The organism is Allohahella marinimesophila, from assembly GCF_039538005.1.
GTDB classification, from domain to species: domain Bacteria; phylum Pseudomonadota; class Gammaproteobacteria; order Pseudomonadales; family Oleiphilaceae; genus Allohahella; species Allohahella marinimesophila.
Genome location: NZ_BAABBO010000012.1, coordinates 181,857 through 202,555 on the forward strand (window position 1 = coordinate 181,857; position 20,699 = coordinate 202,555).

Here is a 20,699-nt window from a genome sequence, read left to right on the forward strand (position 1 = left end):
CGCGAAGAAAACGCCACCGTGCGCTTTGGAATGGATTAGGCGTCAGCTTTTTCAGGGCAAAAAAAAGCGGGCAAATATGCCCGCTCGAAAGACCTTCAGTCAGTTCTACTTACCGTGCTTCTTCTCGTCGTGCTTCTTACCGTCGTGCTTTGATTTCTTGTCATCATGCTTTGGCTTCTTGTCGTCGTGCTTCGACTTTTTATCGTCGTGCTTCGACTTCTTGTCGTCATGCTTTTTCTTGTCATCATGCTTTTTATTGTCGTCATGCTTCTTGCCGTGCTTCGGCTTGTGGCCGTGCTTTCCGCCCTCTCCCCGCACGAAAGTTCGCAGTATCAGGCTACCGAAACGATCACCAACATTCAGTGCCTTCGAGCAGCTCAGGTGCATTGAAAGATCCTGCACTGTCTTGCCGCCCTGGATGATGCTGAAGTCAGTCTGGGCGTCGAACTTGCCATTCGCCGTCACCGTCACGAAACCACCTACGCCGATCAGTTCACCGCTCGGTGACGAGTTGGCGGACTCTGCAACGATCCGGACTGGCTTACTGGCATCAGGCTGTCCTGAACAGCTGAACTTGCCATCCTGATCATTCGCTGGCGAAGCCTCACAGGCCTGGCCGGTGTATTCGAACACCAGTTCCACCGGCTTGCCATCTTCACAGGAGCGCACTGGCGGCTCATCACGAGTGACAGTGACCGCATCGCTTGCCGCACAACTCACAGCTGAGTTACTGGCCACCGTACCAGTCGCCACGGCCGTATTGGTCACAGTGCTCTTGATGAACACAGGCGAACTTCTCACAATCGTCGTCTCGCCTGCAGCCAGGGTAGACGCTGAAGACAACATTTCGCCGAGCTTGTCGTCGAGCACGGATGACAGATCGACTGCTGTCGAGCCCAGGTTACGAACCTTGTATCGGAAGACCACTTCTGCGCCGCTGTGCGGGACCGAACAGCTGTCTGCAGCATTGCCGTTTTGAGGCGTCTCAACCATGACGACGTCATCTTTCTGGCGGAAATTGACCACTTCCCAGTTTGGTGACGGATCACCTTTCTCGCTGTTGGCAGGGCGCGGCGTATTGCCATCCAGAGGTGCTGGCTGGCCAGCCACGTATACCGCGGAACAACTGGTGTGGATGATTTCCTCCTGTCCGTTGATGGTTATCGTCGTCTTTGAGCCGAGCTTTTCGCCAACACCGGCGTCAATCGTGAAGCCGTTTTCTGAAGGCATGGTCAGCAGCGAGACCTTACTCTCCAGATTGATGTTCGAGTACACGGCATCGCCGCCATCTTTTCCGCTAAAGCTCACGGTCGCATTGGATACCGACGGCCCGATATACCGCAGAGTCGTCGCTGAAATGGCAGCTGTACACAGCTTGTCATCAGTCTGTTCGGTTTTCACGACACAGGTCTTGTCGATCGATAAGGCGCAGCTTACCGGAGCCTCGCAGTTGATGTAGGCTGGATCATCATCACTGACAGTCACACCAGTCACCGCTCCGTTGCCGCTGACCGCAGCGACGTTCAGCTTGGCACCAACAGCATCGCAGCGACCCGATGACTTCAGACGAGCCAGACCGCTGTCCAATGCTGTAAGGGCCAGCTCAGAACCTGCTGGCAGATCGCTCACAGCCACATTGCTGATGTTTAGCGCAGGATCATTGATGACGAGATCAGTGAGGTCTTCATCACCGACGTTGCGCAGCAGCAGGCGGTAGTGAGCGTCTGCACCGAGCTCGGCTACAGGAGCGGCCTCTGCCGTATCGGCATCGAACCATGGCTCGGATCCGTTCAGACTGACCTGCTTGAGCAGGAGAATCGCCGGACCGGTGATGCAGCGGACGTTGGCAGGATTTTCATCACTGACAGCGGCGCCGGTCACGGTGCCCTGAGCGTCTACTCTGGCCACGTTCGCCTTGTTACCTGGCTGACCTTCACAACGACCAGGCTGAAACAGGCTGCCGAAGCCGGCATCGCCTGCTTCCAGTATCCGGGTTTCGCCGCTGGCCAGATCCTCGATCACCACGTCGATGCCGAGTGCCTCGTCACGAATTCTTACCGAGCCCAGAAGCTCTGATCCAATGTTCTTTACGATAAAGCGGTAGTGAGCATCGGTGAGGCCAACAATACCTACTGGTACATCAGCGTCGCTGGCAGCATCGGCATCGAAGAAATTGATACCGTCGAGGCTGACCTGCTTGAGCAGTTCAATCTGTGGCTGCTCACAGCTGATATAAGCAGGATCTTCAGCTTCCACCGGTGTCGCACTCAGCTCACCAGTCGCGGTCACTTTCGCAGTATTGAGATGAACACCAATCGTGTTGCAGCGTCCGGCAGCATACAGCGCCGAATACCCGCTGATGGTCCTGTCGAGCACTACCGATGCGCCAGGCGCGAGGGTAGCCACGCCAACAGTGACGTCTGACAGTCCGAGGGCCGCATCGGTAATACGCGGATTCACGAGTGTTTCAGTGCCATCGTTGCGAACAGTAAAGCGATATTCTGCATCTGCACCGAGCTGGCCGGCAGGACCTGCCTCAGGCGTATTCGCATCGACGAACTGCCCTCCGGTCAGTCTAACTTCCTTGATGATGCTGATGTGTGGTTCTGTGACGCAGCGAACCATGGCAGGATCGTCATCGCTGACCGACAGGCCGCTGGTCTCGCCACGCCCTTTCACGCTAGCCATCTTGTTGACGTCGCCACCGAATGGACACACATCAGGCTGATTCAGGCCAAGATAGGCGCCGCTCGGGTCATCTACTGAAATCACGCAGCTCTCACCTGGATCCAGTGAACCGCAGCTGGCAGGGATGGCCACATTGGCAAGATTGAAATCTGTCGAATCGAGCACGATGTCGACGAGTCGCTCGGAGCCTGTATTGTGGACCACGAGCTGATAGGTGCCGTCGACGGCGCCCGCGATGCCAACCGGCACAGCCTGGGAAAAGCGATCACAGACATCGCTGGCAATACTGTCGGCGTCGGAAAATCCGCTGATCATGTCTGGCGCAAGGGTGACCAGCGTACAGAGTTCAATCACTGGCTGCGGCGGTGGATCAAGCGTCAATATGGCCGCATTCCAGGCCAATGATGCCGGATTGCCACCTACGTCGAGACGGTCTTCAGAAAACAGCTGGGCTGTCAGACTGGTCGCACCGGCCGGTACAATGACCGGGAGCACCAGCGTGTCCCACTCCTGCCCATCCACGCTGTCGAGTACGTTATCGAAAGTGGTGGTGGCACCAGCCACTGTGAGGTCGATGGCGCTCGGACGGAACTCGCCAGTCGACACCGTGCCGGAGATCGAAGAGACCGCCATTGTCATGGAGCCAGTGCGCTCGATGGCAGCGGGGGCGAAGGTATAAGTCTGGGGCACAGTGCTGCTGAGTGAGCCGGACCAGTATTTATAGGCGACGTCATTGCCGTCGCGCAGATCGATGCCGGTCTTTTGCCCGCCATCATCGACAATGACGAGCACGCCGGCGCCGTTGGCGATCCTGGAAAACGCGAGCCCATCGATTATCAGAGTATTTTCACCTGGCCCGATTAAGCCCAGCGCGGTGATGTCTGCACGGTAGGTCGTGCTGAAACCGGTGCCGCCCCATTTGGTTGGACCACCGATCCGTGTCCCCTCGACGTTCAGGCCGTTGACCAGAGCGCTCGAATCACCTGCAGCTTTATCCATGCCTTCCCAGTACAACAGCACCTGCTCGATCGTGGCGCCAGACGGGATGCTGAGATTGATTTCACCTGGCTGGGTGCCAAGTCCGGTACCGGCCATGAGGACCCCGGTTCCCTGGGCGATGGCAATACCTGGAGGACCGAGCGTTTCATTGCCATCGGCAAGAAGCTGGGTTGACGATGCCAGTAAAGCAAGCCCCATCGCCATCGAGCATTGCCGCTGAAAAGCGGCCAATGATGTTCTGATCATGTGTTCTGTCCTGTAGTGAGCGCTGAAACCGGTATTTTTTTTAGTTTCGCGGACCTTACAGGAGCGTCAATCAGTGCTCATGAACTAACTGATGATGCTACGGGAACTGTGATGCAGTGCATCCAATTAATTAAAAAAGTTGAATCAAAATGGACTGCGGACTGTGGTTTGAATCAGAGATGTGTCCGTCTTATCAGACAGATGTCACACACCATGCGATGATCGCGACTACAAAAGGAGTTTGGCGAAATGAATATTCACGGTGGTCCCCAGCAGCGCTATTCCTGGGTCCTCGCAACACTGATTCTCATCGTTCTGTTCATCGGCCATACACGGGCTTCGGGTAGCGAAGGCTTTGATGGCGCAGGCCCAACTCCCCTGACAGAGTCTAGATCCGGCGTTCCTGAACAGCGTGACAGGCTACCAGGTGTTCAGCGCTGATTCTGGCACCCTTCGGCTGATCAGGGCTCACCTGCCCCGGCAAGGCTTCGAGCCTTGGCACTTCCCGGCGACAGCGTTCGTTAGCATACGGGCAACGCTGATGAAACACGCAACCTGAAGGTAGATGTACCGGCGTAGGCACCTCGCCTTCGAGTCTGATGAAGGCTGGCCGTTCGTCGCGCAACCTTGGAATCGCACTCAACAGGGCACGGGTATACGGATGTTGCGGGCTGGCAAACAGAGCTCTTGCCGGCGCCAGCTCGCAGAGCGTACCGAGGTACATCACCGCCACCCTGCTGGCGAAATGCTCCACCACTGCCAGATCGTGGGTGATGAAGAGATAGGTGAGTGACCGTTCCTCCTGAGCGCTCGACATCAGATTGAGCACCTGTGCCTGTATCGATACATCGAGAGCGGAAATCGGCTCATCGGCCACAATGAATTCAGGGTCGACCACCAGTGCTCGGGCAATACTGATACGCTGGCGCTGACCGCCGGAGAACTCATGCGGGTAGCGGCTTCCCCACGATGCATCGATACCAACTGAGGCCATCACTTCTGCAATTTTGGCCATGTATTCATTGCGCGAGAGCTCTGGTTGATGCCAGCGTAGCGGCTCTTCCAGAGTCTGGGTAATCGTCATGCGCGGGTTCAGTGAAGCATAGGGATTCTGGAAGATCATCTGCATGCGACGGTGATAGGGTTTCCGCTCTGCGCCGGTCATGTCGTCGATACGCTCGCCGTCGTAAATCACCTTGCCGCTGCTAGGCCGCAGTAGACCGATGACCAGACGGGCCAGCGTGGATTTACCACAGCCGGACTCCCCCACGACGCACAGCGCTTCGCCCTTTCTGACTGTCAGCGACACGTCATTGACTGCATGCACATACTCGCGCTTGCGTCGGAGTCGTCCGTCCTCAAAGGTCAGCTGATCAAGCAGGTCACCATGGATGGCGAAGCGCTTGCTGATGTTATGGATTTCGACCAGATCGCTCATTGCCCGCGCTCCGTCTCGATCAGCACTGCGCCAGGATCCTTCACCAGATCTTCCACCATATGACAGGCAGCGAGTGATTCTCCTGCTTGCGTAAAGCCCGGCACCACGGAGTCACAGCGTGCCCGAACATAGGCACAGCGTGGATGGAAGGCGCAACCAGACGGCAGGTGTTCGAGCGTCGGCATGCTGCCGGGAATCTGGTTCAGCCGCTCCCCGGGCAGTGTCTGCTGTGGTAGTGCCCTGATGAGGCCCTGTGTATAAGGGTGCTGAGGATCGTTGATGATACCCTTGGTCGGCCCCTGCTCGATGATTCGGCCAGCGTACATAACCAGTGTTCGGTCGGTAATCTGAGAGACCACGCCGAGATCATGAGTGATGAGTATCAGCGCCAGGTGTTGCTGTGAACACAGATCCAGCAAGAGCTGCATGATTTCAGCCTGTATGGTGACGTCTAGCGCGGTGGTCGGCTCATCAGCAATGATCAGCTCCGGATCAAGCAGGAGCGCGATCGCGATAATGATGCGCTGCTTCATACCGCCGGACAACTCATGGGGATACTGATCGAGCCGCTTCTCAGGTGACGGCATCTGCACCAGCCGAAGCTTTTCCAGCGCGATGTCTCTGGCGGCACTGGTCGAGATCCTGCGGTGGGCCTTCAGGCATTCGATCATCTGCACGCCGATGCTCAGCACGGGATTCAGGGTCATCATCGGATCCTGAAATATCATGCTGATACGCTGCCCTCTCACCTGACGCAGCGCTTCACTATTGAGGGCACGCAAATCCTGACCGTCGAAACGAATATGACCAGCGGCTACGAAACCCGGCTCGCTAAGCAGATCGAGAATCGAAAAGGCGGCCACCGACTTGCCGGCACCCGACTCACCCACGATGCCCAGGCGCTCGCCGCGCTCCACTGAGAAACTGATGCCCCTGATGGCGGTGACCGCGCCATGCCGGTGGCCGAACTTCACGACCAGGTTGTCAACCTCGAGTAATGCCATGCTCAGCCTTTATAAAGTCGTGGGTTGAGCACATCTCGCAACCAGTCGCCCAGCAGGTTCATGACCAGCACGAGGACGACGAGTGCGATGCCAGGAATGATGGTGATCCACCACGATCCCGAGAAGATATAGTCGAAGCCGCTGGATATGAGCGAGCCGAGCGATGGCTGCGAAACAGGCATGCCCAGGCCGAGGAAGGACAACGAGGCTTCAGCGATGATGGCGTTGGCCACCTGCACGGTGGAGATGACCAGTATCGGCGACAGGGTATTGGGTAGAATGTGGCGAAACATGATACGCCTGGAACTCAGGCCGATAACCTGGGCCGCCTCGACATACTCCTTGTTTTTCTCCGCCAGCACCGAGGCGCGGATGGTGCGGGCATACTGCGGCCACTCGGCGATACCGATGACGACGATGAGCATGATGAGCGCCAGTTGCTGATACAGCTCTGCACCAAAGGCCGCCTGAAAAACGGCGAGTACGATGATGGCGACCATGAGCGTGGAAAACGAAAGCTGTACATCGGCAAAGCGCATCAGGAGGGAATCCAGCCGACCACCGTAATAGCCGGCCAGCAGCCCGATCACAATGCCGATGATGGCCTGCAGCAGCACGGCGAAAAGCCCGATTGTGAGCGAAATCCGCATGCCATAGAGAATGGTACTGAAAAGGTCGCGGCCCTGCGCATCTGTCCCCAGCAGGAAGCGTCCGTCGTTGTCATCGTTCTCGATCCACACTGGCGGCAGTTCGGAATCGAGAATATCGATCTGTGAGAGATCGTAGGGATCATAGGGGGCAAACAGCCCTGCCCCGACACTCAGGATGATGAGCACCAGCAGCATCGTGAAACTGACGATCGCGACCTTGTCCTGTCTGAATCGATGCCAGAAATGCGACTCCCTGAACTGCTTCAGTTTCGAGGCCTTGTCAGGCAGCACCATTGGCACGATGTTGGGTGTGTCGGTCATGCCGGCGCCCCCTGCGTCAGCCGAACCGTGGGGTTCACCAATCCATACACCAGGTCGACCAGGGTATTGGTGACCACGAAAATCAGCCCGACGACGATCAGGTAGGCCACGATAAGGGGCGTATCAACGCGGTTGACGGCTTCGAGAAACATGAAGCCCATTCCCGGCCACTGGAACACACGTTCGGTGAGTATGGTATAGGCCACCATCGTACCGATCTGCACCCCGCCCACCGTAATGACTGGCAGCATGGTGTTCTTGAGGGCGTGTAGAAAGTAGATACGGCTGAGCCTCAGGCCCTTCGCGCGGGCGAAGCGAACATAGTCCGCACTCAGCACTTCGAGCATTTCGGCCCGGATGAGGCGAATGAACAGCGGCATCATGATCGATGAGAGCGCAATCGAGGGCAGCACCAGATGCAGCAGTCCATCACTTGTAAGAAAGCCGGTATCCCAGTAGCCGAACACATGCACCAACTCGCCGCGCCCATACGATGGCATGAGACCCAGCTGTATTGCGAAAATGTACACTAGCAGAATGGCTGTGAGGAAGACCGGCACCGAGATGCCCACGATACTCACACCCATGACGATTCTGGTCAGCAGACTGCGGGGCTTTATTGCTGAATAGACGCCCAGCGGCACCGAGAATATAACGATTAATAAAGTGGCTCCAGCAACGAGCTCCAGTGTCGCTGGCAGCTTCTTCAGGATAACCGTCAGTGCCGGCTCCTTGAAAAAGTAGGAGGTGCCAAGATCGCCCTGCACCGCCTTGCCGAGAAAGCGGCTGTACTGCATGAGGAAGGGATCATTCAGCCCCAGCTCTTCACGCAGCGCATCGCGTTCTACCTCGGAGACCGACTGCCCGACGAGTTCGCGCAGTGGGTCTCCGAGATTATCCTGAATCGAGAAACTGATCAGGCTGATGACGAACATCACCACCAGTCCCTGGAACAGACGCCTGATCAGAAATGCCAGCATGCTAGTTGATCTTCAGGTCGCCGAAGTATGGGAAGTCCATGACGTTCAGGATAGGTTCGGCATCCACGTTTGGCTTGGCCGCCCAGGCTAGATCCTGCCAATGCAGTGGAACGAAGGCAGCATCGTCATACAGCATCTTTTCGATCTCCTGCATGAGCTTCGCCCGCTTGTCCATGTCGGTCATGGTACTGGCCTGCATGATCTTTTCATCGACAGCCTTGTTGCAGTATTGGCCGCTATTGTACTGGCCGAGACCGGTCTTCTTGTCCGGGCAGGCGACGAGGAATTCGAAGAAGTTGTTCGAATCTTCGGTGTCCGCATGCCAGCCAATCATCTGGATATCAGCCGTGCGCTCATCATAGGCAGGCCAGTACTGGGCTTTCGGCATGGTTTTCAGATCGACATCGATGTTGATCTTGGCGAGCATGGTCGCGACTGCCTGGGCGATCTTCTCATCATTTACATAGCGGTTGTTGGGCGCAATCATCGACACCTTGAAGCCTTTCTCGTAGCCAGCCTCTTTCATCAGCTGCTTGGCTTTTTCGATATCGAAGCGCGGCTTCAAAGACTCATTGTGGCCATCGTAGGAGTCCGGGCTGAGCTGCTCCGCGGGCGTGGCGAAATCCTTCATGATCTTCTTGACGATGCCTTCCTGATTCACTGCATAGGTGACGGCCTGGCGAACCCGTGGATCAGCAAAGGCCTTTACCCGTTCCTGATTGAGTTGGAACAGGATGATGCGGGTGCCACTGAGGGTGTACAGCTTTGCATTGTCACTCTGCCTGATTCGCTCCAGATCGTTGGGCGGCACTGGTGATATGAAGTCAACATCGCCAGACAGCAGCGCAGCTACGCGAGTGGGATCTTCGGCAATGGGTGTCAGCACGATGCTGTCGATGTTGCCTGGAGAATCCTCGTCCCAGTAATCCTTGTTGCGCTCGAACACGGTCTTCACGCCCTGTTCGCGTGAAGCCACCATAAAGGGGCCCGTGCCAGAAACATTGCGGGCGGCGAAGGCGTCACCATGCTTGGCCGTAGCACTCTTGTCACGGCCCTCCTCGTCCTGGCCGGTGTAGAACTTGCTGTCCATCGGGAAAATATAGGTCGCCGTATTCAGCGTGAGGGGAAAAGCTGCTTTCGCAACCAGGTCGACCGTATGGTCATCGATGACCTTGGCCTCTGCGATCTGCTCAAAGATGGCCTTGAAGTCGGCTGATGCCTTGAGCCGGTTCAGCGTCCATTTGACATCTTCGGCGGTGAAGGGATTGCCTGAGTGAAATGTCACGCCCTTGCGGAGTTTGAAGCGCATGGTCTTGTCGTCGACCTGCTCGAATGACTCTGCCAGTCTGGGCTCGAACGCCATTGATTTATCGAAACGAATGAGCGGATCGAACACCATGTGCGATAGCTGCAAGGTGGCACCGGACAGCTGCTCATGCGGGTCCAGGGAGACGGGATCCGCATCCCAGGCAAGTTTGAGCGTCTTGGCTTCGGCGATGGCTGGCACTGCGAGCGCCATGGTCAGCGCGGTCACAGCCGCAAGGATGTTACGCCGGAAGGGTTTCAGAGCTGGCTTTTCAGCCCTGCTCAATCTGGTGGTGAGCTTGTTCATGACAGCATCCTGTGTGTTATTTGCGGTTGCACTTCATTCGCCGTTTGCAGCTTCTTCGAGCCTGGGACTCCAACAAGCTAAAACTTTCGTTTCGTTTAGGCCAATCGAAAAAATGGATGCGGCTATACATTTTCTGTATCACCTATACTGAAGCCATATTCCTGACTGAGCTTCGATATGACCGCATTCAGATTTCCTGCAGCCCCCCTCGATGACCGCAGCCTGGTGATGGCCCTCGTTGACGATGGCGTGCTGGCGCAGGATGTGGCTGAACGCTACCTGACCCAGCCAAAGGCGAGCCGGACCGCACGCACGCACAGCAGTACCGGAGCAACAGCACTACCCCACCCATTGGAAAGCCTGGCCCAGGCGGAACTGACTGATCTCAAGTCACAGCGAGTGCTGACGCTGGACCGTCTGACGGCCTGGCTGGCCGAGCGTGCCGGACTGCCGCTGTTTCATATTGATCCACTGAAGATCAATGCCGGAGATGTATCGGAAGTGATGTCGTTTCCATTTGCACAACGTCACAGCATCCTGGCAGTGGAAGTCAGCGATAGCGAAGTCACCATCGCCACGCATGAACCCTTCGTGGAGAGCTGGAAGGACAATCTGCGCCATGTGCTGCGCAAGGATATTCGCGTAGTGGTCGCCAGCCCCGCTGACATCAAGCGTTTTACCATCGAGTTCTACAAGCTGGCGAGTTCTGTACAGGCCTTTTCAAGGACGCGTAACAAGACCGGTGCCGCGGTGTCCACTGGCAATCTGGAACAGCTGCTGGAAGTTGGCAGCCTGGCGTCGGCCGATGCCAACGATCAGCATATCGTCAGCATTGTCGACTGGCTGTTGCAATATGCCTTCGAACAGCGTGCGAGCGATATTCACATCGAGCCACGCCGCAAGCTCGGGCACGTGCGCTTCCGCATCGACGGGGTCTTGCATCCGGTGTATGAGATGCCAATACAGGTGAATGTGGCCGTGGTAAGCCGACTGAAAATTCTCGGTCGGCTGAATGTCGCCGAGAAGCGCAAGCCGCAAGATGGCCGCATCAAGACCAAGAATCCGGGTGGCAAGGAAATTGAACTCCGTCTATCGACACTGCCAACGGCCTTTGGCGAAAAGCTGGTCATGCGGATTTTCGATCCGGACGTATTGCTGCGCTCCTTCAGTGAGCTGGGACTGTCACAGGATGAATTGCAGCGCTGGCGACAGATGATCGCACAGCCCAACGGCATCATTCTGGTAACGGGGCCCACTGGCAGCGGCAAGACCACCACGCTGTACTCCTCGCTGAAGTCACTGGCCACCGAAGAGGTCAATGTCTGCACCATCGAGGATCCAATAGAGATGGTCGAACCGGCCTTCAACCAGATTCAGGTACAGGCACAGGTCGATCTCGATTTCGCGACCGGGGTCAAAGCCCTGCTGCGGCAGGATCCGGACATCATCATGATTGGTGAGATTCGTGATCTTGAGACGGCCGAAATGGCCATTCAGGCTGCGCTGACTGGCCATCTCGTGCTCTCCACCCTGCACACCAATGATGCGCCAGGCACTATCACGCGACTACTCGAGCTTGGTATCGCGCCTTACCTGGTGAAAGCCACTGTTCTAGGCGTTATGGCTCAGCGACTGGTTCGCACCCTGTGTCCAGAGTGCAAGCGCCCGGCAACACTTGACCCTGCCGACTGGAAGGCCCTGGTGAGCCCGTGGAAGGCAGATATGCCCACGAAGACTTTCGAGGCCGAAGGCTGTCTCGAATGTCGATTTACCGGCTTTCGCGGCCGAGCAGGCGTGTATGAGCTCATGCTGATGAGCGAGGGCGTGCGCAATCACATCAAGGATCACACTGACATCGATGCGCTGCGCCTGCAGGCCATGCGCGAGGGCATGAAAACCCTCCGTCTGAGTGGGGCCAACAAGATTGCACAGGGGCTCACAACGCCCGGTGAGGTTCTGCGGGTGACACCTTCGACCGGTGTTTGCTAGTATCCGCAGCCTACCTCACTGCTGTACGGAATAATTATAATGGTAACCAAATCTGCGACCCAGCCGAATATGAAGACCCACACGCGCCTGTTAGTGGCAGCCCTGACGTCGGCAATGTCTTTACCAGCCATGGCTGCCTTCTCGCTCGAAGGCAAGTCCGACGCCGAGAAAGGTCTGGCGGTTGCCCAGGAAGCCGAGCGCCGTGATGAAGGCTGGAGCGATTCCAGCGCCGACATGATCATGGTGCTGAAGAACAAGGGCGGGCGCGAGAGCCGACGCGAACTTCGTATCCTGTCACTGGAAGTCCCGGAAGATGGCGACAAGAGTCTGACCATTTTCGATTCTCCGCGCGATGTGGCCGGCACAGCACTGCTGACGCATTCGCACAAGGTCGACGCTGATGATCAGTGGCTTTACTTGCCGGCCCTCAAGCGCGTCAAGCGTATTGCCTCCAACAACAAGTCCGGACCTTTCGTTGGCAGCGAGTTTGCCTTCGAGGATCTCAGCAGCCAGGAAGTTGAAAAGTACAGCTACCTGTATCTGCGCAAGGAGCCCTGCCCCAGCGCAGAATCACTCGAATGCCATGTGGTCGAGCGTGATCCCGTGGATGAGAACAGCGGCTACACCAGGCAGGTCGCCTGGATAGATGCTGACGAGTTCCGCGTGCACAAGGTCGACTTCTACGACAGGAAGGAAAAGCTGCTAAAGACTCTGTCTGTGAGTGATTTCAAACAGTATCTGGACCAGTACTGGCGCGGCTTGAGCAGTGTCATGCAGAACCATCAGACTGGCAAGAGCACGAGCCTCGAGCTACAAAACCTCGAGTTCAAGACTGGCCTGACCGAGCAGGACTTTACCGAGAACAGCCTGAAACGGGCTCGATAGTCGCAGCGACGGCTTCAGCATTTCCGCTGGGTGGAACCGGGGCTCGTACCCGGGTCCAGAGCTGGGCATGGCGTTGACTGGCCGCCTGGAAGGCCGCCCACACGCCAGCTTCCGGATCGAGATAGCGAGCTGCAAATGCCTGAAAGTCCGGTGGCTTGTTGCTGATCCTGATGGCGTTGGACAGTTCCGCCAGTGGACCAATCCAGGCATGGCCTGCCTTCTGCAACTCGGCCAGATAGGGCTGTATCCGGCCTACGTAAACCAGTTCCAGAACATTCATCGCGATCTTCGTAGTCTCGTCGTCGAGGCGTTCGGGCCGACAGGGCGTACCATCCGAGTGCGTCAGCAGCGTCTCGAGTGTATCTGCAATACTCTGCAATTCTGCCGTCATTGCTTCAACCGACAATAGCACTCGTCCAGGATATGGATTCGCAATCAGGGTGGCATTGATCGCTTCGAGATCATCGAGCGCTGCGGTGTCCTCTCCCTGAACATAGCCCACCAGGCGTTCCAGCGCGCGGCCGAGCTGCTGAGATCGCGCGGCCGCGAAATCACGCTGCAGCAGACCATCTCCTGTAGAGAAAAGAGCCTGGAATTCGACGCTCGCAAAGGTGGCATTCCATTGAGCTATACCAAGCTCCTGGCGCTTGACGTCACGCACCTCAGCCAGGGCTGTCATCAGCTGGGTAACTTCGGACACATCCTCGCCTAGCAAGCGCAGACAGTCATCTACCGATGCGAGGAAGGCCTGTTCATAACGCCAGATCGCACTGGCTGACGCTACTTTTCCAAGCGCACTGTTGCGTTGGGCCACCAGCTGACCAACCGTGCAGGCGTCGAGGGTAAAGATATCGAGGATGCCCAGCGAGAACTCACTGGCCTGGCGTTGCAGATCACGGCGCTGAGGGTAACGGGGCTTGAGCACCTCGGGCGGCTCTGGCGCCTCAAATGACACTTCAAGAACGCGCTCCAGTCGTTGCCGATAGTCATCGAAGTCGGCTTCCGGATTTCCGAGAAGCTCAGATGAGCAGCCACCCGAGATCGACGCAGCGACCAGTATCGCGCCGAACACACTGGTTCGCCAGTCATGGAGCGCAGGCATCTGCAAGACGAGCCTGACCTTTCCTCAGGCCTGCTCGCCAAAGTCGATGGCGTGAAAATCCTCGACCACATCGATATCACTATCAGCGAAGTTGTCCCGCTCCGGCTCCACTGTGGCTGGTGCATCAGTCGGACGACGCAGCAACACGACCATGAAATCGGCAGCTTCGGCGGCTTCGGCCTCTTCGATGATATCGGTCAGGAACAGGATTTGGTCAGGTGGCTGGCCAACCTGCTCTGCAATGCGTCGGTAAGAGGATGCCTCCCGCTTGCCGCCAATCGTGGTATCGAAATAGCCGGTAAACAAGGGCGTCAGGTCGCCAAACTGGGAGTAGCCGAACATCAGCTTCTGCGCGGCAATCGAACCTGAAGAATAGACGTAAAGCTCTATACCATCAGCGTGCCAGGCTTTCAGCTGCTTCACCGCATCCGGGTACATATGGCCGCGCAGTTCGCCGGTTTCGTAGCCCTGACGCCAGATCAGTCCCTGTAGGGTTTTCAGCGGTGTAATTTTGACATCCGCCTCCATCCAGCCATGCAGCGCTTCAAGGCAATCTTCAATGAGTTCGGTGATCGCCTGCTTGCGTGGCAGACCGGCCTTGATGCGAACATCGTCGAGCAGGTCGAGCACATCAGGCTCATCGAGATTGGCCATAATGTAATCATCGATGGCCGCTTCAGCAAACGGAAACAGTGTTTCATGCACGAAAGCGATACTGCTGGTGGTACCCTCGATGTCGGTCACGATAGCTGCGGGCCGGGTTATTCTGGCGACTGGTCGTTCTCCAGAGACACTCATTGCATCAGCGCTTCATAACGGGGAATACGGGTGGCGATTGGATCACCAGTGAAGTCAGCGACCCAGCCTTCGGTATTGGTAAACAGGCGCAGCGCCATGAACTCGGGCTCCGGCCCCATATCGAACCAGTGCGTAGTCCCATGCGGCACGCTGATGAGGTCATTGCGTTCACAGAGAATGGCGTAGACCCGGTCGGCATGACGAATATAGAACAGGCCATGACCGCGCAGGAAAAACCGGATTTCGTCTTCGCTGTGCTTGTGCTCGTCGAGAAACTTCTTTCGCATCTCGGTCTTCTGCGGATGCTCCGGCGTCAGGGCAATGACATCGGCCGTCGTGAAGCCCTTTTGCGCCTTGAAGCGCTCGATATCGTCATGATAGATCGCCAGTACATCGTCCGGCGTCGCGCCTTGGGGCAGATCGCGGGCTTCCCAGCGGGTAAACGCAATGCCGATGTCAGCCAGCTGGCTGGCGATATCACTACCATCGCTGGTTTCCACCGAGGCAGAGGTGACTGCCGTGTCCTCATCGCGCACCTCGAAGATCCAAAGCTTGCTCATTCAGGTGTCCTCACTCTTGTTTTCTAAAAAGTTTCATCAGTTCGAGCTCGCAACTGCAGATGAACTCGAGCGCCTCGATGTGGCGCAGGCAGGTGCGCATATCGCTGGCCCAGGTATACAGCCCATGACCGGCTATGAGATAAGCAACGCAGTCAGGATGAACGTTCAGCCAGCCGTCGACGTCTTCGGCTAGCGCATCGATGTCCTGGGTGTTCGGAAAGATCGGAATCGCTAATTCGGTCTCGTGGGTGTGGCGGCCCGTGAGCGCTTTCTGCATTTCATAGTCCTCTACCACGAGCACGCCATCTTTCTGCAGGAACTTCGACAGTATGGTCGCTGCCGGCGAATGCGTATGCAGCACAGCGCCAATGTCTGGGTAGCGGCGGTACAGGCCCGTATGCAAGGCGGTTTCTGCCGAGCTTTTCTCATCAGGATTGAATGCAGTGCCCTCCACTTCAAGCAATTTGCCCTGAAGATCGATAGCGAGAATGTCCGCCTTCATGAGCTGACCCTTGTGGCGCCCGGATGCAGTAATGGCTGCGGTGTCAGCGCCGAGGCGCACTGAATAGTTGCTGCTGGTGGCTGGCGACCAGCCCTGGCCGTAGAGAAAGCGGCCTGCCTGCATGAGCTGTTCGGCGGCGGGTCCGAACGTGGAGTCTTTTATCATCATGGTCTCTGTGCTGCCTGCCTCTGGCCCGGTATGATTGGCCTATGATTCCAGAATTGCCCGACATTATCACCTTTCAGTTGGCCCTGCACAAAATGGCTCGGCGCGGACGATCCAGCTCTGTACGAATGCCATGACAGATACTGCTGAGGCGCGCCCCCGACATCGACAACTTCGCTGGCTGTGCGCCGATGCCTCAGGTTCGCAGCGACTGCTCGAGCAGCTCCACGAGCGCCTGGCAGACTCGGCTGTGCGAGCACTCATTGTCGATGACCGCTTCAAGCGCCGGTATCAGGATTATCTGGGGCAGGAGTATGACCTGCTGCTGGTCTCGGCCTGGTCAGGTTTTTCGCCAAATGTCCTTGCAGCGCTCTCAGCCACAGTACGAGGCGGTGGCCTGATAATACTGTTGACCCCAGCGCCTGCGCAGTGGTTGACCTACGATGATCCTGAGTACGCACGGCTCCTGGCTCACCCCTGGACAGCCTTAGACAGTCCTGCCTACTTTCTGCGTTACTTTATCGGCGCCCTGACAGCGTCTACAGGCGCGCCCCGAAGGTTTGAGTCAGGCGCGATAGAAGACATGGTCGACGAGTTCCTGGGGTGCATTCAGGCTGATTCGCCGTCAGCTGCCACCACGGCTATCTCCGGTCCCACCGACGAACAGGCCAGCGTGCTGGCGAATTTAGAAGCAGCCAGCGGCCGGGTCGATATCATCAGTGCAGAACGTGGCCGCGGGAAATCGACCCTACTGGGATATCTGGCTGGAAGTCTGGCCGCCGCTGAGCCAATCAGTGGCATCACGGCGCTGCATCCCTGGCAATGTAGTGTAGCCTTGCGGCAGGCTGCGGGCAGCCTCAATTTCCGCGCACCTGACGAGATACTGCAGTCGGGGCAGCGCCCGGCACTGCTGTTCATTGATGAAGCAGCGGCACTGCCCTTGCCCATGTTACTGGCCCTGATCGATTGCGCCGATCAGGTCGTGCTGGCGTCGACCAGCCACGGCTATGAAGGCAGCGGCCAGGGCTTCCGCCTCAGACTGGCCGGGCATCTGCAGGCGCGGGGTCGAGAGGTCCATTGGCATGCACTGGAGCAGCCCGTTCGCTGGGATGCGCAGGATCCTGTCGAAGCCTTTGTCGCCAGGATCCTGCTGTTTCAGAACACCTCGGGCATCCAGCCACCACCTTCTAAGGCAATCGGCTCTCCCGAGGTGATCGATAAGACGATTCTGGCAGACGATCCTGCCGCGCTGGCTGCCATCATGCGGCTGCTGATGGAGAGCCATTATCAAACCAGCGCAGACGATGCGCGGGTAATCCTCGACAGCCCCGGCATCCAGCTGTCAGGTATCTTCGTGGCTGACAGTTCGGAGCCTGTCGCCATATTGATGACTGACACCGAGGAGCCCTTCGAAGATGCACTTCGGGAGGCTATCTGGCAAGGCAGGCGGCGTCCACGCGGTCATCTCACGCAGCAGGTGCTGGCGCAGCAGCTTGGCGTGGAAGCAGCGCTCGAATCGACAATTGTACGCATCGTTCGCGTGGCGGTGGCGAGCGCCTATCGCCGCCAGGGTCTTGCGAGCAGCTTGCTGGCGCATCTCGAGGCGTTCGAAGACAAAGCGGAAGCAGGATCAGCGCTTCATGCAGCCAGCTTTGGCAACGATCCGGTGAGCCTGGCCTTCTGGCTCAGCCAGGGCTATACGCTGGTAAGACAGGGCCAGCGGCAATCGGGCAGCCACGGCGGCGAAGCTTTACTGGTGATAAAACCCATGGAAGAGTCTGGCGAGCAGCTCACGCGGGACGCGCTGTTGGCTCGGGGCCGAGCCCTGGCCACTGAACCCGCAGAACCAGCCAGCGATAGCCACTGCTTATGGCCTCAGCCTGCCCTGGAGCCATGGGAGCGTGAACTCATCGGTCTGTTCTGCGATGGCGCCCGGCCGATCGAAGCTGTTCTGCCCCTGTTATTGATCGACCGCTGCCAGAGCTCCGCCGAACTGGAAGCGCCCTGGCAGTCGGCGCTGCGTGATCTCGCAGGTGGTGGCGATTGGGCGGCGATCGGCCGGCTGACCGGATTGTCTGGTAAAAAAGCCATTGTGGCCGGACTGCGACTGGCGGTCGCCCGGATTATTTGACCTGATTCACCCTGAAACCCTGTTTTCTGAGCAGATCCGCGACGCCGCCAGGCCCCACCATATGACCGGCACCGACGGCCAGCATGCAGCGCAGATTTTCACTCAGGCACTGCTTGAACCCGGTGGTCATTGACTCGTTTCGATCGAAGAACAGCATCTTGTAGAAAGGCTCGAGCTCTGGTGACTCGCGCATGGGTTCGGCGATCGCGGCCTGATAAAGGGCGCCACCATTGCCTGTTTTCCAGGCCTCGCCCATATCGCGGTACATTTCAGGCGCCTCATAGAATTCTTCGAGGTAGCCCAGCACCGCCTTTTCATCAGCGGGCAACTTGTCGAGCAGCTTCATTTGCCCTTCGAAGGTTTCGAGACCCTTGACCCTTATCTCCGGCCGCTTGCGTGCCTGGTTGGTGAGATACAGATCGATGCCGTACTCGGGCGACAGACCCTCGCGCATGGCCTGTAGCACACTCAGCGTGACCACGGTATAGACCGGCTTCTGTGCACGAATACTGTCGGCCGGCACGCCAACGCTTTCCACCGCCTGTTCCAGCTTCTTCACTGTGGACGGGCTGTAGAGATCAGCAATGGTCTGCCCCTTGGGGAGCGAGGCAAAGGAGCTGAACAGCTTCATATTCTCTGTCTGATCGCCCTCTGCCTCATCCAGTTCCACCAGCAGCACATCAGTGCTATCCAGCGCATCCATGATCGGCTTGGCCAGCGGGTAGTAGCTTGAGTCGGCGATATGCACTGTACCGATGAGGTAACCGGGCGCGAATTTTTCCTTGGCGTCTGCTGGCGGTTCGACCTTCCAGAACAGTCCGCTAACGCCGGATTCAGTGCCGCTACCAGTGCGCGTGGGTGCTTCGCTTGCTGGATCGAGCGCCTGTGCGGCAAGCGGTGTAAACAGCGCCAGCGCCAGCAGGAGATGACGAGGCCGCGGAAATTTTGCCAGATTGAGGCTGGTCATAGATTGTTCGTGCCTTGTTGAGTTGAAGTTGAGGGCTGATCTGCCACCACAGGCGGATCCTGAAACAGACGATGCATCAGCCCCCTGAATTTGTCCATCCCGATACTGGCTGATGCCGGCGGCAATTCGATGCCTGGCCTGAAATTGTTTATGGCTAGAAAGGCTGCGACCAGCGCCCTGTCTCGGCTGATGACGTGCACCGGCACATCAAGCGATGCGCCGTCGCCGGTGATGATTGGTGCCGCCTGGTGATCACCGAGAACGATAAGCAGGGAGTCCCCGAGATATGACCGGGCATAGCTGCCAATGACGCCCAACGAGTAGTCGACCGCTCGAGCATATTGTGCCCTCACCCGCTCCGGATCCTGCCACAGCGACTCCGGTGTCTCCGCATTTTCGATGAGGCGATGGAAGTTCATGCCATTGCCAATAGCATCCCAGTCATCCAGCACAGGCAGCACCGGTGTCCAGGGCGCATGACTGCTGATCAGCGCGATTTCGGCAAACACCGGCTGGTCAGCGGAGGCCGCCAAGGTGTCGCGCAGCCATGACAGTGTGTACTGATCCGGCATGGTGACCCAGTTGAGTGCGGGGCCAGCATAGCCAAGACCCGCGTTATCGGCGATCTGATCGTAGCCAAGCCGCTCGCCATCGGGCCATGCTGCCGTAATAGCGGGCATCACCGCCAGGGTGTCATGACCCGTCAGCGAAAAATCATCTACCAGCGTGGTCGCATCGCTGCGGACCAGCTCGTCGTAGCGGAACTGGTCATCGATCCACAAACCACTCAGGACCGTCGCGTGAGCGAGCCAGGATTGCCCACCCTGGACTGGTGAGCGCAACCGCCCAGTCGCCATATGAATACCACGCAGCTCGAGGTCAGCCTGAATAGCCTTCAGCCGTGGCCGCAATACCGCCTTGTAAGGCGCATCGAGCAAGGCAGAGACGCCGTAGGATTCGACGAAAGTCAGCAGGGTGTGCTGCTGCCCGAGCCGCTCCATCGCCATGGCGGGCGTGGGTGAGTCTTGCATCTGCCGACGCAGCTCGCTGGTCGAGTCCAGGGATCGGCGATAGGTATCCATCTGCTGCAAGGCCAGATCCAGGACTGCAGACTTTGGTAGCACGCCGTGCTTGTAGAAGCCGTAGCCGCCATAAAGTGCAGCGCCGATGAGTAATGCGAGTGAAGTGCGAAGCCGCAGTGACGGCATGCCGGCGCTTCCGGACGAGCCCTCGATCGCCAGGGCCGAAGCGTTGAGGCGAATGAGGCTGGCCGTACACAGATAGCCAAGCAGGCCTATGAATAAAATAGCTATTGCGGTCCCGATCATCGCCCACAGAGTCCCGACGCTGCCGGAGAACACGTCAAAACCGGCCAGCAGCAGCTGAGCATCGAGCATCAGGTTGAAGGGTCGGTTCAGGCTATAGGCCATCGCCAGCGCAGAGAGCACGATCAGCAGCATCAGCGCGTAGAGCACCCCCGAAAGGCTGGCGAGCGCGAGCGCTGCCGAAGCTGGCAACAAAATGATCAGGCCCAGCAACACTAGAGCGTCCAGCGGAAGCCACTGCGTAATGAACGGCGGATGCAGCTGCACCGTCAGCAGTGCCAGCATGAGCACGACGATCACAGCCTGCACCAGCGAACTCACTCGCCAGCTGCAGACC

15 protein-coding genes are annotated in these 20,699 nt (G+C 57.8%); 3 read left to right on the plus strand and 12 right to left on the minus strand.

The window, feature by feature from the left end; genetic code table 11:
• Positions 1 to 105: 105 nt before the first annotated feature.
• From ABD735_RS14695 to ABD735_RS14720, 6 genes are all read right to left on the minus strand, one after another.
• Entirely contained in the window at positions 106 to 3,933 is a 3,828-nt protein-coding gene (locus ABD735_RS14695) for a DUF7467 domain-containing protein (protein WP_344807732.1), read from the minus strand.
• Positions 3,934 to 4,321: 388 nt separating this feature from the next.
• Positions 4,322 to 5,371: an ABC transporter ATP-binding protein gene (locus ABD735_RS14700; protein WP_344807734.1), complete on the minus strand. Its 1,050-nt coding sequence runs from the start codon at positions 5,369 to 5,371 to the stop codon at positions 4,322 to 4,324.
• Complete coding sequence (locus ABD735_RS14705) at positions 5,368 to 6,375, minus strand: ABC transporter ATP-binding protein (RefSeq protein WP_344807736.1); 1,008 nt, start codon at positions 6,373 to 6,375, stop codon at positions 5,368 to 5,370. The genes ABD735_RS14700 and ABD735_RS14705 overlap by 4 nt, the downstream gene beginning before the upstream one ends.
• A gap of 2 nt (positions 6,376 to 6,377) precedes the next feature.
• Positions 6,378 to 7,346: an ABC transporter permease gene (locus ABD735_RS14710; RefSeq protein ID WP_344807738.1), complete on the minus strand. Its 969-nt coding sequence runs from the start codon at positions 7,344 to 7,346 to the stop codon at positions 6,378 to 6,380.
• A complete protein-coding gene (locus tag ABD735_RS14715; protein WP_344807740.1) occupies positions 7,343 to 8,326 on the minus strand; it encodes an ABC transporter permease in 984 nt (327 codons plus the stop codon). The genes ABD735_RS14710 and ABD735_RS14715 overlap by 4 nt, the downstream gene beginning before the upstream one ends.
• A gap of 1 nt (position 8,327) precedes the next feature.
• Entirely contained in the window at positions 8,328 to 9,938 is a 1,611-nt protein-coding gene (locus ABD735_RS14720) for an ABC transporter substrate-binding protein (RefSeq protein ID WP_425548617.1), read from the minus strand.
• 177 nt (positions 9,939 to 10,115) lie between these two features.
• Between ABD735_RS14720 and tfpB the strand changes: the two genes are divergently transcribed.
• Entirely contained in the window at positions 10,116 to 11,927 is a 1,812-nt protein-coding gene (gene tfpB / locus ABD735_RS14725; RefSeq protein ID WP_344807742.1) for a type IV pilus assembly ATPase TfpB, read from the plus strand.
• Between the two features lie 39 nt (positions 11,928 to 11,966).
• Entirely contained in the window at positions 11,967 to 12,812 is an 846-nt protein-coding gene (locus tag ABD735_RS14730; RefSeq protein ID WP_344807745.1) for an outer membrane lipoprotein-sorting protein, read from the plus strand.
• Here the strand turns inward: ABD735_RS14730 and ABD735_RS14735 are convergent.
• From ABD735_RS14735 to ABD735_RS14750, 4 genes are read right to left on the minus strand one after another with little or no spacing between them, the layout of a single operon-like run.
• Positions 12,781 to 13,914 carry a DUF3080 family protein gene (locus ABD735_RS14735; protein WP_344807747.1) on the minus strand — a complete coding sequence of 378 codons (1,134 nt, stop codon included), beginning with the start codon at positions 13,912 to 13,914 and terminating at the stop codon, positions 12,781 to 12,783. The genes ABD735_RS14730 and ABD735_RS14735 overlap by 32 nt on opposite strands.
• A 24-nt stretch (positions 13,915 to 13,938) precedes the next feature.
• On the minus strand, positions 13,939 to 14,712 hold the full coding sequence (mtnC, locus tag ABD735_RS14740) for an acireductone synthase (RefSeq protein WP_344807749.1): 774 nt from the start codon (positions 14,710 to 14,712) through the stop codon (positions 13,939 to 13,941).
• On the minus strand, positions 14,709 to 15,272 hold the full coding sequence (locus ABD735_RS14745) for a 1,2-dihydroxy-3-keto-5-methylthiopentene dioxygenase (RefSeq protein WP_344807750.1): 564 nt from the start codon (positions 15,270 to 15,272) through the stop codon (positions 14,709 to 14,711). The genes mtnC and ABD735_RS14745 overlap by 4 nt, the downstream gene beginning before the upstream one ends.
• 10 nt (positions 15,273 to 15,282) lie before the next feature.
• Positions 15,283 to 15,942 carry a methylthioribulose 1-phosphate dehydratase gene (locus tag ABD735_RS14750; RefSeq protein WP_344807751.1) on the minus strand — a complete coding sequence of 220 codons (660 nt, stop codon included), beginning with the start codon at positions 15,940 to 15,942 and terminating at the stop codon, positions 15,283 to 15,285.
• Between the two features lie 130 nt (positions 15,943 to 16,072).
• Between ABD735_RS14750 and ABD735_RS14755 the strand changes: the two genes are divergently transcribed.
• Positions 16,073 to 18,070, plus strand: a complete 1,998-nt coding sequence (locus ABD735_RS14755) for a GNAT family N-acetyltransferase (RefSeq protein ID WP_344807754.1) — start codon at positions 16,073 to 16,075, stop codon at positions 18,068 to 18,070.
• On the opposite strand, the gene ABD735_RS14760 is transcribed toward ABD735_RS14755, so the two are convergent.
• Together ABD735_RS14760 and ABD735_RS14765 are read right to left on the minus strand one after the other, a co-directional pair.
• A complete protein-coding gene (locus ABD735_RS14760) occupies positions 18,063 to 19,037 on the minus strand; it encodes a TraB/GumN family protein (RefSeq protein ID WP_344807755.1) in 975 nt (324 codons plus the stop codon). The genes ABD735_RS14755 and ABD735_RS14760 overlap by 8 nt on opposite strands.
• Entirely contained in the window at positions 19,034 to 20,683 is a 1,650-nt protein-coding gene (locus tag ABD735_RS14765; protein WP_344807757.1) for an alkaline phosphatase family protein, read from the minus strand. Before ABD735_RS14765 ends, ABD735_RS14760 begins: the two co-directional genes overlap by 4 nt.
• Between the last annotated feature and the right edge of the window lie 16 nt (positions 20,684 to 20,699).

Excerpts from the sequence above, each read along its gene's own strand:
- ABD735_RS14715 (WP_344807740.1), bottom strand. The coding sequence starts at position 8,326 with ATGCTGGCATTTCTGATCAGGCGTCTGTTCCAGGGACTGGTGGTGATG.
- ABD735_RS14700 (WP_344807734.1), bottom strand. The coding sequence starts at position 5,371 with ATGAGCGATCTGGTCGAAATCCATAACATCAGCAAGCGCTTCGCCATC.
- ABD735_RS14730 (WP_344807745.1), top strand. The coding sequence starts at position 11,967 with ATGGTAACCAAATCTGCGACCCAGCCGAATATGAAGACCCACACGCGC.
- tfpB (WP_344807742.1), top strand. The coding sequence starts at position 10,116 with ATGACCGCATTCAGATTTCCTGCAGCCCCCCTCGATGACCGCAGCCTG.
- ABD735_RS14745 (WP_344807750.1), bottom strand. The coding sequence starts at position 15,272 with ATGAGCAAGCTTTGGATCTTCGAGGTGCGCGATGAGGACACGGCAGTC.
- ABD735_RS14710 (WP_344807738.1), bottom strand. The coding sequence starts at position 7,346 with ATGACCGACACACCCAACATCGTGCCAATGGTGCTGCCTGACAAGGCC.
- ABD735_RS14720 (WP_425548617.1), bottom strand. The coding sequence starts at position 9,938 with ATGAACAAGCTCACCACCAGATTGAGCAGGGCTGAAAAGCCAGCTCTG.
- ABD735_RS14755 (WP_344807754.1), top strand. The coding sequence starts at position 16,073 with ATGACAGATACTGCTGAGGCGCGCCCCCGACATCGACAACTTCGCTGG.
- ABD735_RS14695 (WP_344807732.1), bottom strand. The coding sequence starts at position 3,933 with ATGATCAGAACATCATTGGCCGCTTTTCAGCGGCAATGCTCGATGGCG.
- ABD735_RS14735 (WP_344807747.1), bottom strand. The coding sequence starts at position 13,914 with ATGCCTGCGCTCCATGACTGGCGAACCAGTGTGTTCGGCGCGATACTG.
- ABD735_RS14705 (WP_344807736.1), bottom strand. The coding sequence starts at position 6,375 with ATGGCATTACTCGAGGTTGACAACCTGGTCGTGAAGTTCGGCCACCGG.
- ABD735_RS14750 (WP_344807751.1), bottom strand. The coding sequence starts at position 15,942 with ATGATGATAAAAGACTCCACGTTCGGACCCGCCGCCGAACAGCTCATG.
- mtnC (WP_344807749.1), bottom strand. The coding sequence starts at position 14,712 with ATGAGTGTCTCTGGAGAACGACCAGTCGCCAGAATAACCCGGCCCGCA.
- ABD735_RS14760 (WP_344807755.1), bottom strand. The coding sequence starts at position 19,037 with ATGACCAGCCTCAATCTGGCAAAATTTCCGCGGCCTCGTCATCTCCTG.